Annotated in this window: 12 protein-coding genes; all 12 read right to left on the reverse strand. The window is 59.3% G+C overall.

The genetic code is table 11. From position 1 onward, the window contains the following. Positions 1-1,161: a UDP-4-amino-4,6-dideoxy-N-acetyl-beta-L-altrosamine transaminase gene (pseC, locus tag J3Q04_RS17770; protein WP_434562984.1), complete on the reverse strand. Its 1,161-nt coding sequence runs from the start codon at positions 1,159-1,161 to the stop codon at positions 1-3. Continuing rightward, positions 1,158-2,159, reverse strand: coding sequence for a UDP-N-acetylglucosamine 4,6-dehydratase (inverting) (gene pseB / locus J3Q04_RS17775; protein ID WP_434562982.1), 1,002 nt, complete (start codon positions 2,157-2,159; stop codon positions 1,158-1,160). The genes pseC and pseB overlap by 4 nt, the downstream gene beginning before the upstream one ends. Before the next feature lie 25 nt (positions 2,160-2,184). Next, entirely contained in the window at positions 2,185-5,118 is a 2,934-nt protein-coding gene (locus tag J3Q04_RS17780; RefSeq protein ID WP_434610256.1) for a TIGR00180 family glycosyltransferase, read from the reverse strand. 50 nt (positions 5,119-5,168) lie between these two features. Next, a complete protein-coding gene (locus tag J3Q04_RS17785) occupies positions 5,169-5,906 on the reverse strand; it encodes a cephalosporin hydroxylase family protein (protein ID WP_420767392.1) in 738 nt (245 codons plus the stop codon). Positions 5,907-5,922: 16 nt separating this feature from the next. Beyond that, positions 5,923-6,993 carry a class I SAM-dependent methyltransferase gene (locus J3Q04_RS17790; RefSeq protein ID WP_434610254.1) on the reverse strand — a complete coding sequence of 357 codons (1,071 nt, stop codon included), beginning with the start codon at positions 6,991-6,993 and terminating at the stop codon, positions 5,923-5,925. Continuing rightward, positions 6,983-7,840 (reverse strand): NAD-dependent epimerase/dehydratase family protein, encoded by an 858-nt coding sequence (locus J3Q04_RS17795; protein ID WP_420767394.1) that lies wholly within the window; start codon positions 7,838-7,840, stop codon positions 6,983-6,985. Before J3Q04_RS17795 ends, J3Q04_RS17790 begins: the two co-directional genes overlap by 11 nt. Beyond that, positions 7,837-9,063 (reverse strand): methyltransferase domain-containing protein, encoded by a 1,227-nt coding sequence (locus J3Q04_RS17800; protein WP_434610251.1) that lies wholly within the window; start codon positions 9,061-9,063, stop codon positions 7,837-7,839. Before J3Q04_RS17800 ends, J3Q04_RS17795 begins: the two co-directional genes overlap by 4 nt. Further along, positions 9,060-9,620: a dTDP-4-dehydrorhamnose 3,5-epimerase gene (gene rfbC, locus J3Q04_RS17805; protein ID WP_434562972.1), complete on the reverse strand. Its 561-nt coding sequence runs from the start codon at positions 9,618-9,620 to the stop codon at positions 9,060-9,062. The genes J3Q04_RS17800 and rfbC overlap by 4 nt, the downstream gene beginning before the upstream one ends. Further along, a complete protein-coding gene (gene rfbG / locus J3Q04_RS17810; RefSeq protein ID WP_434610249.1) occupies positions 9,617-10,699 on the reverse strand; it encodes a CDP-glucose 4,6-dehydratase in 1,083 nt (360 codons plus the stop codon). The genes rfbC and rfbG overlap by 4 nt, the downstream gene beginning before the upstream one ends. Beyond that, a complete protein-coding gene (gene rfbF / locus J3Q04_RS17815) occupies positions 10,681-11,454 on the reverse strand; it encodes a glucose-1-phosphate cytidylyltransferase (RefSeq protein WP_420767398.1) in 774 nt (257 codons plus the stop codon). Before rfbF ends, rfbG begins: the two co-directional genes overlap by 19 nt. Positions 11,455-11,666: 212 nt before the next feature. Then, a complete protein-coding gene (locus J3Q04_RS17820; protein ID WP_434610247.1) occupies positions 11,667-12,977 on the reverse strand; it encodes an HlyD family type I secretion periplasmic adaptor subunit in 1,311 nt (436 codons plus the stop codon). Beyond that, the gene (locus J3Q04_RS17825) at positions 12,977-14,716 is read right to left on the reverse strand and encodes a type I secretion system permease/ATPase (protein ID WP_434610245.1); all 1,740 of its coding nucleotides are present in this window, start codon (positions 14,714-14,716) and stop codon (positions 12,977-12,979) included. Before J3Q04_RS17825 ends, J3Q04_RS17820 begins: the two co-directional genes overlap by 1 nt. Positions 14,717-14,875: the final 159 nt, after the last annotated feature.

Raw genomic sequence — 14,875 nt, forward strand, 5'->3', positions numbered from 1 at the left:
TTACTCCTCAAGCAATCGTTGCAGTTGCCCCATCACATAGTCTTGCTGTTCATCACTGAGGGAAGGAAACATTGGCAAGCTGATGGCCTCGGCGTAATAACGCTCAGCCTGTGGATAGTCTCCAGGGGCAAATCCCAGTTCGCGGTAATACGGCTGCAGGTGAACCGGTATGTAGTGCAGGTTCACGCCGATCCCTGCCGCACGCAAGCCTTCGAAAATCTGGCGATGATCCAGGGATATCTCGTCGAGCCGCAAGCGCACTACATACAAATGCCAAGCCGATTCGGCCTCGGGTTGCAAACCGGGCAAGGTCAGTGGCAAACCATTCAGCAAGCGGTTATAGCGCGCCGCCAGTGCACGACGGCGGGCGATGAAACGTTCAAGCTTATCCAACTGGGAAAGCCCCAGGGCAGCTTGGAGATCCGTGATCCGGTAATTGAATCCCAACTCCACCTGCTGGTAGTACCAAGGCCCATGGCTGGGCTCGCTCATCTGTTCAGCGTCACGGGTCATCCCATGGCTGCGCAGACGTCGCAGGCGCTGCGCCAGCTCCGGGCGATTGGTCAAGACCATCCCACCTTCGGCGCTGGTAATAATTTTCACTGGGTGGAAACTGAACACCGTCATGTCCGCAAATTCGCCACACCCCACCGGCCTGCCGGCATAAGACGCGCCCACCGCGTGAGAGGCATCTTCAATGACCGTGAACCCGTAGCGCTCGGACAAGCGAGCCACTTCACGCATGTCACAGCTTTGCCCGGAGAACGCTACCGCCACCAACACGTTGGGCAGGGTCCCATCACGCTCGGCTTTTTCAAGCTTTGCGGCCAGGGCAACGGCATCCAGGTTCCAGGTCAGCGGATCGATATCGACGAAATCCACCTGCGCGCCGCAATATCGGCCGCAGTTGGCCGAGGCCAGGAAGGTATTGGGTGTGGTCCACAAACGATCCCCCGGCCCAAGCCCCGCCGCCAGGCAAGCGATGTGCAGCGCAGCGGTCGCGTTGCACACCGCCACGGCATGGCCGGCCTGGCAGCGGCGCGCCATGGCCTGTTCAAAACGCTCGATCGCAGGCCCTTGCGTCAGCCAATCGGACTGCAACACGGCGACGACGGCATCGATGTCAGCTTGATCGAGGCTTTGCCGACCGTAGGGAATCATACCGACAGCCGGGCGTGCAGATCGGCGATCTGCTCCACCGACAAAAAGTGTGGATTGGTGTCAGAGCGATACTCGAAGTCTTCCGCAACTGGCGTGCCTCGTTCGCCCAAATTGTCCATAGCGAAATCCACGTCCACGCTGGTGAAGCGAATCGATGGCTGGATCGTATAGTGATCGGTGAACTCGATGGTCATGCGCGCGTCGTCCAGCGGCACCATTAACTCGTGCAGCTTTTCACCGGGCCGGATGCCCACGTTCTTATGAGGCAGATGCCTGGCCATGCCCGACGCCAAGTCGACGATGCGAATCGACGGGATCTTCGGCACGAACACTTCACCGCCATGCATGCGGGCGAAACTGTCGAGCACAAACTGCACGCCGTGATCGAGGGTGATCCAGAAGCGGGTCATGCGCTCATCGGTGATCGGCAACTCCGTGGCCCCCTCGGCAATAAGCTTGCTAAAGAACGGCACCACCGAGCCCCGCGAGCCCGCAACGTTGCCATAGCGCACCACGGCGAAGCGGGTCTGCTGTTCACCCGCGATATTGTTGGCGGCGACGAACAGTTTGTCCGACAGCAATTTGGTCGCGCCGTACAGATTGATCGGGCTGGCCGCTTTGTCGGTGGACAGCGCAACGACCTTTTTCACGCCATTGTCGATGGCCGCAGCGATGATGTTTTCTGCGCCATTGACGTTGGTACGAATGCATTCGGTGGGATTGTATTCCGCCGCCGGCACCTGTTTGAGCGCCGCCGCATGCACCACGTAATCAATCCCGCGCATGGCCTGGCGCAGGCGATCGGCGTCGCGCACGTCCCCCAGGAAATAACGCATGCACGGAGCATTGAAGGTTTGTTGCATCTCGTACTGCTTGAGTTCGTCTCGGGAAAACACCACCACGCGCTTGGGCTGGTATTGCTCGAGCAACCGGCGGATAAAATTGCGCCCGAACGAACCGGTACCGCCTGAGATGAAAATCGATTTACCGTTGAACATACCTGATTCCTTTTGCCTGGCAGGCTTATGCGAGCAACCGGGCCCAGTCGACCGCCGTGGCGGTGCCCAACGCAAAACCGGTGTCGGTCAAGGCCAGGTTCGGATTACGGGCCGCGTCATGTTGGAAGCGTGCCTGCCACTTGTCGCGCAAGGCAATCACCGCCTCGGGTGCCGCGGAAACCGTACCGGCGTGCAGCATCTGCGCCTGGGGTGTCCAGACCGTGAGATAGCCTGCGTCAGCTACTTTCAGACAAAGGTCGACGTCGGCAAAGGCCTCGGCGAAATGTTCTTCGTCCAGGCCGCCTACGGCTTCGAACAAATCCTTACGAATCATCAGGCAAACGCCGGACACCGCAGAGTAGTTCTGTTCCGCCTGATGGCCATTGAGATAACCCTTGGCGTCCTTGCGTTCGCCAACGAACACCGAGGCCACCTGGCCATCGGGCTTGAGCACCAGGCCAGCCTGAGTGGTGATGCCGCGAATATCCATCTGTTTGCTGCCGACGATCCCCACCTCCGGGCGCTGGGCCTGGTTGAGCAAGCTGTCGAGCCAGTTGGCGTTGATCACTTGCACCTCGGCCGACAACAGCACCAGGTATTCCCCCTTGGCCTGGGCGCTCGCCCAGTTGTACAGAGCCGACGCACTCAAGCGCCGATCGCTGCGCAGGATACGGATCCGATCGCCTTTGCCTTCCAGGCTGTCGAGCCACTGGGCCATTGCTTCGGACTGGCTATGATTATCTGCGATCAGGATTTCATGGCGATGATAACGGGTGCGCTGCAGCACGCTGACCAGCGCCTGTTGAATCTGTTCGAAGTTGTCCCGGCTTTCGAGAATGATCGATACCAACGGCCGCTCGGCATGCTGGTAGTCGATTTGATAGGTCAGCGGTTGCGCCGAGGTGACCTGGGCACGATAACCCCGGGCCGCCAAGTGGCGCGTCAGTACTTGACGCTCCTGGGCATTTTCCTCTTGCGCCGGGGCATTGCAGATCAGCAACGGCTCGGACAGATGCGCCAGGCCGGCAAGCCCCGCCTCTTCGATCAGACGCAACAACACGTCCAACTCCAACGCCTGGGTGTATTCAGGCGTTAAACCGCGTGCCTGTACCAGCACGTCACGACGAATCAGCCAATGCCGCGCCATCAGCGAAGGCACCGATTGCAGGAAGTCAAGATTGACGCCAGGACGGAACACATCGACCAGGCTGCCGTCGGCCTTACGCTGGATTTCGTCCATGGCCACGGCACGCACGCCATCAGCGCCGATCAGTTCAAGACTGGCGCGCAGCAGACCGCTTTCGGTGAACTGGTCGCCAGCCTCGGCCAGTACCATCCAGTCGGCGGAGGACTGCCCGATGATCTGGTTGATGCGCTCGACATAATTGCCAGTGCTGACTTTGACGAAGTGCACGGTGTCGCGCACGGTGGTGGTCGCCGGCAGGTCGCCGGTGGTGAAGACCACCACGTTGAACGCCTTGCTATGACCGTTGACCAGGCTGTCGAAGGTCGCCTGCAGCTTGAACATGTCAGCGTCCAGGTCCAGCAACAAGATGCCGAACCGCGGGCCGCCTTGATGCTCGGCCAGGTGCGCCGCGATGGACTTGAGCTGCTGCGCATCTGGATTACGCGCCTCAAGCCAATTTAACAAACGGCCGGAGTGCATGTTTTCCAGTAACCGGCGCTCTTGCTGACCCGGCACCGAGTCCAGGCGCTCGGCCCAGGCCTGCAGTTTCACTGCCTCATCAGGCTCATCGCTGCTTTTCAACGACTCGGCCAGGCGCTTGATCACGGTGCGGTTGAACGCGTACAGGCCTTGGGCTTCCCACAGACGGCTGCGTAGGGTGCGCTCGTTATCGTTTGGTTGCACACGCATCAGCTCATGCTGACGCAGCAGAATGCCTTCCAATTGTTGAAGCTGAAGGCGGCCGGCTGGCATGGCATGCAGCAGGAATTCAAAGTGAGTCAGAAGATCGAAGACCCCTTGATTGTAGAAAGGCATTTCAACAAATTGCTGTGGGCCAAACGAACGAACCGGCTCACCACCGGCCTCCAACCAGGCCGAACGGATAATCTGCGTGCCCTTGAGCGAACGCCCTTGCTGCAGGCAGTCGGCCATGGCCGCAAAACTGTCCAGGGCAATCTGCTTGATGCGTTCCGGAGCCTGCTCGCTGAGCTGGGTCGGCACCGATGCCAGGAACTCGGCGAACTGCTCACGCTCGGCGACGCTTTTGGCGTCTTTGTAACTCAACACCGTCAGGACGTTGGTGTTGTGTTCGGAACCGCCGTAGTTGAGTTCGCGCACGGCGAACGGAATCGGCAGGATCCGCGCCTTGGCACAAGCCAGCAAGTAAAAGGTATGGCCGATCTCCTGCCACTCGAAACTGGTGCCAGGCGGCAACATGCCGTACCACTGTTGCAGCAAGTCAGTGCGGGTCACGGCGTAGAACGGCGGCAGGAATTGATCCATGAAACGGATCACACGGTCCTCGGCCAGTTCGCTGTCGTAGTCCTCATGCACCTTGCGGTCACGACGGAAGTAGCAGACTTCTGTTGCGCAGGACAAATACATGATGCCGTAGCCGTGGCAAAGGCCGTAGTCGGGGTTGGCTTCGAGAAACTCAACCGATTCGGTCAAGGCATCATGCAGCAGGAAATCGTCGTCGGCGGCGAACACCATATAAGGCGTTTTGACCTGGTTGACACCGTAGGTCAATTTTTCCTGAAGCCCTTTGTAGGTGAACTGGGGCAAGTGGCGGTAATCGACCGACGGAAAATCCTCGGCGATCCGATCATCGCGCTCCACCGACGAGTCCAATACCAGTACCGAACATGGATAGCTGCTGTAGTAATGCAATGTGCGGCGCAGAAATGCGCTGCGGTTGTGGGAGATGATTACCACGGTGAACCGCTCGCTCAGCGGTGCCACGTTGTTTTGAAGCATATTTCGAACCTGCATATTTCCTAGTCCCCACAACCTGCCAGACGCCAATGACTTAAACGGATGGATTAACGAACCCGACGCAGATAACCATCCGGCGCAACGGTGATCAGCAGCTTGTTCTGCAGTTGCTGGTCGATTTCGAAGCTGTCGTTTTCTTCGAGGTATTTCCACACAGCGGTTTTCGGGTTGTCGCCCGGGCCCCATGGGCGATCCGGGAAGAAGTCCGCCGGCATGTCTTCCACCACCGTGTCCATCACCACGCAGTAGCTGCCCACCGAAACCAGCGGCGCGTACAGGCGCAGTTCTTCGAGGACATGGTCATGGGTGTGGTTGGAGTCGAGTACCAGAATAACTTTCTTGCCTTTGGCCGCTGCATGGACCTGCTCGGCAATGGCCGGATCGATGCTCGAACCCTCGATCATCGAGATGCGCTTGCTCATCGGATGGCTCTCGATGGCTTCACGGTTGTGCGGGCGGATATCCAGGTCGATGCCCAATACTTCGCCGTGGCCTTGCAACTCCAGCAACGAAGCGTAATAGATGATCGAACCGCCGTGGGCGATACCGCATTCGATGATCAGGTCAGGCTTGATCTGCCAGATCAGTTCCTGCATGGCCATCATGTCCTGCGGCAGTTGGATGATTGGCCGGCCCATCCATGAAAAATGGTAGCTGTACTTGTGGCGGGCCGACTCGTTGAAAAACTCCTTGGCCAAGCCGACGAGTTTCTGATCTTGGCCTTGCCCGGCGATTTCGGTCTGGCATTGGGCTTCGAAAGCTGTATGGATAGTGTTGTCAGTCATTTTTCGAATCTCGCGGTTATTGGAACGAAGCGCTGTCAACGGCGTGGTAGACGTAGCGCCCACCGGTCATCCGCTTGATCTCTTCGAGGTAATTGGAATTCATTACGAACAGGTTGGCGCCTTCGGGCAATGCATTCATGGCTTCTTGCGGCGAAGACACCCGGGCGCCCGACAGCGGCAGATATCGCCCCTGCTTGGCCGGGTTGATATCCACCACGCAGTCCACCGCTACACCGGCTCGTTGCAGGAATAGCGAGTAGATCACCCCTTTGGAGGATGCCCCCCAGATCGCCGAGCCTTGTTGCGGCGCGGCCTGAACGATCTGCACGGCGCGACTGAGGCTGGCGGTGAATTCGTCTGGCATTTGCAAGGCTGGAACGGGTTGCTCCGGCTCCAGGCGCAACGTGGCCAGATCGGCAACGATGTACAGGTACTGACCGCCGAACAGGTGCCCGGCCTCATGCACCGTGCCAAACATCCGGCGCAGGTCATCGAGGCGGAAATAGTTCACGTGCTCATAGAACAGGTCGAACCAGGCACGATGCTCCAGGATCCAGTCCAGGCACGGCACTTCAATATAAATCTGTCCGCCCTGGTTGGCCGCTGAGATTTCTGCAAGGAAAGCCACCGGATCCTGAATATGCTCCAGCACGTGACGTAGCACGACCGCGTCGGCCGACAGGCCCAGATCGCGAGTGAACGGCGCCTTGATCACGTCGGCGTTGTCGCCCTCATAGGCAGGGTCGATACCCGTGATCGCATAACCACGTTCCTTGAGCAGTTCCAGGAAATAGCCTTTGCCGCAACCGACCTCGATCAAGTCCTGACCGCTGAAATGCCTGGCGATGATGCCTTCCACGTCAGCGAGATGCCTCTGGAACTGACCGGAGTGGGCCTGTTCATTCTGGTAGTCGCTGTCATAGCTGAGCTTGTCCGCATCGAACGCTTGGTTGAAAACCAACCCGCTCACGTCGTCCTGAACCAACACCATGTCGGCACTCGCCGAGGCTCTGGCCGACTGCTCATCGGCGAAGGTACGGTTCTGCAGAACCGGAAGGCCGGCGGCCCGGTACAGCTCACGCGTCATGTTCGGCTCCCAACAAGGTTTGCAAACGTTCGGCCACGCCCCAGAACGCCATGGGTTCGTGGGTCGGATAGGGATAATGGCCCAAGTTCAGGCGAATGGCCGCGCCACGCTCGCGCAGGCGTGCTTCTACCAGTGCGCGAACCGACACCGGTTCGCCACTTGAGCAATTGACGACACCATTGAATTCGCGCCGCGACAGCAGACCCGCCATATAAGCACTCGCTGTTTCGATGGCCAGGTAATCGCGCAACTGCTCGCCACCCGACATATCGAATACCGGCGCTTGGGCATCGATGGCCCGGTCCAGCGCCGCGAGCAGGCTGTTGGGGTTCTGACCGATGCCGTGCAAATAGAACAAGCGTACCCACTGCAACGTAAACGAATGCTCGCGTTGCAGGTGTTCAAGAAACAGGCGCAAGGTATTTTTTGCCAAGCCGTAAGGGTTGGACGGTTGTGGCGCAGTCTGCTCGTCAAGCGGCCCGCTCTGCAGGCCATATTCAAAACAGGTCCCCGTGACCAGCACCTGTCCCACCCCCGCCACGACTACCTGTTTGATGAACTGATAATCGGCCATCAGGTTATGTTCGAAATGAAGGAGGGCCTGGTAATTCGGCAATCCCGGCCACGCCAGGTGCGCCAAGGCATCGACACCCTTGACCAATGCAGCGACGTCCAGCTCTTTGGAATGGACATCGGCCGCGACGAATTCAACACGGTCGAACCAGGGCAGCGCCTCGGCCGGCTCGACCCGACGTGCAACGGCCCGAACCTGGCAACCACGCGCGAGCAGAGCTTCGACGAGATGTCGACCGACAAATCCGGTTGCCCCCGTCACCAGCACCTTCATAGGAGCGTCAACTCAGGTACGGCGACTACAAATCGGCCACCCCACCCACGCGCCTCTTCCAACTGCTGGCTGACTTCGCTCAGCAGGTTCCAAGGCAGGACGAGAATGTAATCAGGCTTCTCGGCGGCAATACGCTCAGGCGCCACTATGGGAATGCGACTGCCCGGCAAGTATTTACCTTGTTTGTGTGGATTGGCATCGGCTACCCATGCCAGCAGGTCGGGCCTGACCCCCGCATAATTCAGCAATGTATTGCCCTTGGCCGCTGCGCCGTAGCCCACCACACGCTTGCCGTCGGCCTTGGCCTGCAAAAGGAAACGCAGCAAGCCATGCTTGATCGCTTCGGCAGCCGGCGCCAGGGTGGCGTAGTACGCGGCGGTCTTCACGCCAGCCTCCTGTTCGGCCTGCAATTGTTGCTGCACCGAGGACTGGATCGAACGCCGCACTCCGTCGGCACGCTGGACGAAGACTCGCAACGAACCGCCATGGGTCGACAACCGGCTAACATCGAATACTTCCAGCCCGTTGCGCTCGCACAGGGTTTGCACGGACGTCAGCGACAAGTAGGAAAAATGCTCGTGGTACAGCGTGTCGAATTGCTGCCCGGCCATCAATGTCAGCAGTTGCGGAAACTCGAACGTGGCGACGCCGGTTGGCTTGAGCAGGGTGGCAAAACCAGCAAGGAAATCGTTGATGTCCGGCACGTGGGCAAGCACGTTGTTGGCCGCCATCAAATCCGCTGCCCAGCCTTCGCTGTTCAATTGCATGGCCGTTTCGCGACCAAAGAACAACTCGCGGATCACCAGGCCTTTGGCACGAGCCGCCTCGGCGGTGCTGCGCGTCGGCTCGACGCCCAGGCAGGGAATACTGCGCTTGGCCACGTACTGCAACAGGTAGCCATCGTTGGCGGCAATTTCCACCACGCGACTGTCTGCACTCAATTCGAAGCGCTCCACCATCTCGGCAACGTAGCGCTCGGCGTGGGCCAGCCAGGTGCTGGAGAACGAACTGAAATAGGCGTACTCAGCGTCGAACAATGTGTCCGCGCGGGTGTAGTCCTCGGTCTGCACCAACCAGCATTGCTGGCACACCGCGACCTTGAGCGGCATCCACTGCTCGGCCTGATCCAGTTGGTCGGCCCGCACATAAGCGTTGGATGGCGGCGAAGTACCAAGATCGATCAAAGGCAAAGCCAGGGCAGTTCCGCAACCTCGGCAGTTCATAGACGCACTCCAGCGAAACGCTCGTCGAGCAAGGGATGGTTGCTGTCCCGGCTCGACAGATTATTGACAGGCAGCGGCCAGGCAATCGCCAGCCGCGGATCATTCACCGACAGGCCGCCCTCGTGCTCGGGAGCGTAGTCGGCACTGTGCAAGTAAAGCAGCTCGGCGTCTTCGGTCAGGGTCTGGAACCCATGGGCAAACCCGGCCGGGATCAACAGGCTGCGGCCATCGCCAGCCTTCAAGTGCTCGGCATGCCAATGCAAAAACGTCTCGGAATCGGGACGCAGATCCACGGCTACATCCCAGACTTCGCCACGCAGGCAGGTGATCAGCTTGGCTTCCGGCTGCGCCGCGTTCTGATAATGCAACCCACGCACGCTACCGCGCTCACGAGTGCAGGAATGGTTGATCTGGCGGATATGAAATGGCTGGCCAAATGCGCTCAGGCTACCTTCGCAGAACAGCCGGGCGAAATGCCCGCGCTGGTCTTCGAAGCGTTTGTGCTGAACGCTGAACAGACCGGCCAGCGGCAACGCCATCAAGGAAAACTCGCTCACAACGCCCCTCGATACAGGTTCAGTTGGCCGAGGCTGACTTGACGCATATCATCGCCGTCCTGCCATGCCAAGTGCCAATCCAGGGTCTGGGCCAGGCATTGTTGCAACGACCAGCGCGGCTGCCAGCCAAGCAGCTGCCGGGCGCGACTGCTGTCCAGGCGCAACAGGCCGGCCTCGTGTAAGTCGCTCGGCTCGATGCGCAGGCCGGGCGCTTGCGGCCAGCGCTCGGCCAACAGCTGGACGACCTCGCCGACGCTGCACATGTCGGTTTCACCCGGGCCGAAGTTCCAGGCACCGGCGAACTCTGGTCCCTGCTGATAAAGGCACTCAGCCAATAACAGGTAACCGGCCAACGGTTCCAGGGCGTGCTGCCACGGACGAACGGCCTGTGGATAACGCAGCGTCACCGGCTCGTCTGCCGACCAGGCTTTAAGCACGTCGGGAATCAGGCGCTCGGGAGCGAAATCACCGCCGCCCAGCACATTGCCGGCCCGTGCCGTGGCCAGAGCAAGGCCATGCTCGGCATAGCGCTCAGCCGAAAAGAATGAGGCGGCATAAGACTGCGCCAGCAATTCGCAGCAGGCCTTGCTGCTGCTATAAGGATCGTGACCGCCCAAAGGCTCGTTTTCGCGGTAGGGCCATAACCATTCCTGATTGGCGTAGACCTTGTCGGTGGTAACCAGTACACATGCCTTGACGCCACCCACCTGGCGAACCGCTTCCAGCAGGTTGAGAGTGCCCATGACGTTGCTGGAATACGTGCCCAATGGGTCCCGGTAACCTTCGCGCACCAGCGGCTGAGCGGCGAGGTGCAGGACGATCTCCGGCTGCACGTCGGCCAGCAGTTCCAGCAAGGCGCCGAGGTCGCGCAAGTCACCGCGCCGGTCATCGATGCCCTCGCTCACGCGGGCCAACTCGAACAGGTTCGGCTGGGTGGCGGGGTCGAGGGAAAAACCACTGACCTTGGCCCCGAGGCTTTGCAGCCACAGCGTCAGCCAACTGCCCTTGAAGCCGGTATGGCCTGTGACCAGTACGCGCTTGCCACGCCAGAACTCAGGGTTCAAGACCATTGCTTCCATGGGGCCTCGCCGCTTTGCCACAGGGCTTCGAGGTGGTTCTTGTCCCGCAGGGTGTCCATCGGATGCCAGAAACCGTCGTGCTGGAAAGCGTTGAGTTGCTCCTGCGCTGCCAGCGTCGCCAGCGGTTCGGCCTCCCATGAGGTCTGATCGTCAGCGATATAAGGCAACACCTTGGGCGAAAGCACGAAGAATCCGCCATTGATCCAACCGCCATCGCCTCGCGGTTTTTCGGTAAACCCGAGGACAGAATCGCCGTTGCGCTCCAGCGCACCGTAACGTCCAGGCGGCTGGACGGCTGTCACCGTGGCAAGCTTGCCGTGGGACAAATGAAAATCCACCAGCGCGCCAATATTGAGATCCGACACACCGTCGCCATAGGTGAAGCAGAACGCCTCTTCATTCTCCAGGTAACGCGCCGCCCGACGCAGTCGCCCACCGGTCATGGTGTCATCGCCAGTGTCGATCAAGGTCACACGCCACGGTTCACTGTAGTTCTGGTGAACGTCCATGCGGTTGTTGCACATGTCGAAGGTAACGTCAGAGGTGTGCAAGAAGTAGTTGGCGAAGAAATCCTTGATGGCATAGCCCTTGTAGCCCAGGCAGATCACGAAGTCGTGGATTCCATGGGCGGAATACTGCTTCATGATGTGCCAAAGAATTGGCTTGCCACCGATCTCGATCATCGGCTTGGGCTTGAGGTGCGACTCCTCGCTGATCCGCGTGCCGAGACCACCTGCCAAGATAACTGCCTTCATCGTCTCCCCTCTTGTTCATCACCGGGCTCGACCAAGCGTTGTTTCGCTTTGCGGACGCGGGGATTACACCTTCAATGCCGATTTGGGCGCTGCGAAAGGCCGCGAGCGCTCGTTTTATGGCGATATGAGGGGGGCTTGCAGGAAACGCGCCAGCAAATGCTGGTATCTAAACTATAACGTTTATAACCTCACCAAGACATTCGGCGTAAGAACTAGCCCTCTCTGAATGCTCGTTGGGCATGGTCGCTGATCGGTTTAAGCAGGTAAGACATGACGTTTCTGGAGCCGGTCTGAATCATCGACTCAACCGGCATTCCCGGCACTAAGGCTAGCCCTTGCAATTTTGCCAGTTCACTTTGAGGAATCTTGATGCCCGCCCGATAAAACCCCACCCCGGTGCGCTCATCCTGAATCAGATCCGCTGACAGCCGCACCACGGTGCCGGTCAGTTCCGGGGTGGTGCTGCGGTTGAACGCACTCAAGCGCAAGGTCGCAGATTGTCCAACCGTTAGTTGGTCGATGTCCTGGGCACTGATTTTCGCCTCCACCAGCAGTTCATCGTCGGCGGGTACGATCTGCATGAGCCCCTCGGCCGGTGAGATGACGCCACCGATTGTGTGCACGGCCAATTGCTGCACGCGCCCAGCAATCGGCGAGGTGATGTCGATGCGTTTGAGCTGATCACTGGCAGTGATTTCCCGCTCGATCAACTCGCCCTGACGGGCCAGCAAATCCCTCAGTTCCTGGGACACTTCACTGCGGAAAGTCTGGTCAACCTGAAGTCGTTGCAACTCGGTTTCGGCGATCTTGCCCCGCGCCTCGGCAATGGACGCCATCAACTGTCCCCGCTCTCCGCGCAAGCGGGCAATACCTCGAGCCAGGGCATTAACTCGGTCGAGGGTCATCATTCCTTTGTCGAACAGCTTTTTGACGGCTTGGTATTCGCTATCAATCAGTTCGATTTCCTCAAGCTTGGTTTTTTGCTGGAGGTCGTGGCCGGCAATGGTTTCGTTGAGTTGCTGGACACGCTCGCGCAGTTGCTTCTTCTGCCCTTCCCGGGAAGCGCGGCGGTCGATGAACAGTTGCTGCTCGCTGGCCATGACTGTCTTGGCCTCTTCCAAGCTCATACGACTCAGTAGCTCTTTCGGCACCATCACTTCGCTGGCATTGTCCCGCTCGGCCTCCAGGCGAGCCAGACGGGCCCAGGCCTGATTCAAAGACTTGCTTACGATGGCCTGGCTGGCGGCTGGCAAGGTGGCATCTAGACGCAACAACACGTCCCCTGCCGCGACTGCCTGCCCTTCCTTGATCAGCAATTCGGCCACCACACCTCCAGTAGGATGCTGGATCGTCTTAACGCTGCCCTCCACGGCCACCACCCCCGAAGCAACGACTGCACTAGACAGGTTGGTCAGCATCGCCCAAGTCAGGCTTCCGCCGAGCAGCAGCACCAATGACACTGCCCCCCAACGCAGATGACTGGATAAAGAATCGGTCAGATTGGCTTCTTGATCGGTCTGCATCAGTTGGACACTCCCAATTCCGCGACATTGGTGGTGGGCCGGGGAGCTGGCGCAGGCGGCCTTTTAAGGACGACATCCTTGGGACCAAAAGCTGCCTGCATGCCGTTTTCGAGAATCAACACATGGTCAATCACCGACAAGATACTGGTGCGATGGGCAATCACCACCACGATTGCGCCACGGGCCTTGAGTGCCAGGATGGCCTTGGCAAGCGCCTGTTCACCTTCGGCATCGAGGTTTGAATTTGGCTCGTCCAGCACCACCAGGAACGGATCACCAAATAGAGCCCTGGCCAGTGCCACCCGTTGTCGCTGACCGGCCGAGAGGTTGACCCCACCTTCCCCCACTTGGGTTTCATAGCCTTGGGGCAGTTGCAGAATCAACTCATGGACCCCAGCCAATTGCGCTGCGCTGACGATCGCACTGTCCGGTGCCGAAGGGTCTAGCCGAGCGATGTTCTGGGCGACAGTTCCGGTAAACAGCCCAACGCATTGCGGCAGATAACCGATCAACTTGCCTCGCGCCTGTTCGGTCAGCAGCTCCAGCGGCGCGCCGTCGAGCCGGACATGTCCGCGAGCCGGCGCCCAGGCGTTGACCAGCACCCGCGCCAATGACGACTTGCCCGATGCGCTCGGCCCTACCACACCAACGGCAGTGCCCGCGGCGACCATGAAGTGGATATTTTGCAAGGTCAGGCTTTGCACGCCGGGCGGCGCGGCAAAAACATTTTCGACCTGCAAACTGCGATAGGCAGCGGGCAATTCGGTCTTGCTCTGTGCATCCGGAAACAGAGAGAACACTTCCAACAGCTTCTTCCAGGCGATCTGGGCACCCAACAGGCTACGCCACGTGGCAATGACCTGCTCCGCTGGCGCCAGGGTCCGCGCCACGATGATCGAGGCCGCGATCATTGTGCCGCCGCTCAAGTCGCCTTGGATCACCAGCCACGCCCCCAAGGCCAGGGCGGCCGACTGAACGACCTGGCGCAGGGTTTTAGAAATGCCACCGTAAAAGCCGCCGATGTCGATCGAGCGTCGTTGTAGGGTGATGAAGGTGCTGTGATTCTTCTGCCAGATGGTCGACGTATTGGCCAACATGCCCATGGCCATCAGTGCTTCGGCGTTCTGGTGAGCTTGCTGGCCCAGATGATTGCGCTTGTTCAACGCCTCGGCCGACGCTAGCATCAGTTTGCGGGTTTGCCGGTCAGTGATCAGGGTCAGACCGATGAGGATAATCATCAGGCCGACGGTCAAAAAACCAAAGAGCGGGTGAATATAAAAGCAGATCGCGAGGTAAACCGGCATCCACGGCAAATCGAAAAATGCCATAAGTCCCGGACCACCAATAAAACTGCGGATCTGGTCTAGCTCCTGGGCCGGTTTCAAAGCGTCTCCGGTAATCGGCGTTTTCAGCGAAGCGCCGGCAATCATGTTGAAGACTCTCGAAGAGAGCGTCAGATCCAGCGAGGAAGCAATTCGCACCATGACTCGGGAGCGAATTATGTCCAGCAGGCCTGAAAGCGCATAAACCCCCAGCGCCAGCAGCCCCAGGGCGACCAGGGTCGGGACGCTTTGGCTGGGAATCACCCGGTCATACACTTCCAGCATGAACACCGGGCCAATCAGCGCCAGGATATTAATCACCCCGGAAAACAGCGCGGCGCCTATCAGCCCCCGGCGCAGTGCCGATTTCAATGGAGGCGCGACAACAGGCGCGCTGACAGCGTTAGGGGGTTTCAACTGTTATCCATCCCTTGGTTTTTCATGACATCCATGTCCCCAGTCCATACTGACTGGATGACAGAGATCGTATGGAAACTTGACGCTCTTCGAGCGCTTTGCGCTGAACTGCAAGTTCCGCACCAGACAGTCCGCCTACGGCAGGACTCGGCTGCGTAA

Source organism: Pseudomonas sp. D4-21 (genome assembly GCF_051132125.1).
Lineage (GTDB): Bacteria > Pseudomonadota > Gammaproteobacteria > Pseudomonadales > Pseudomonadaceae > Aquipseudomonas.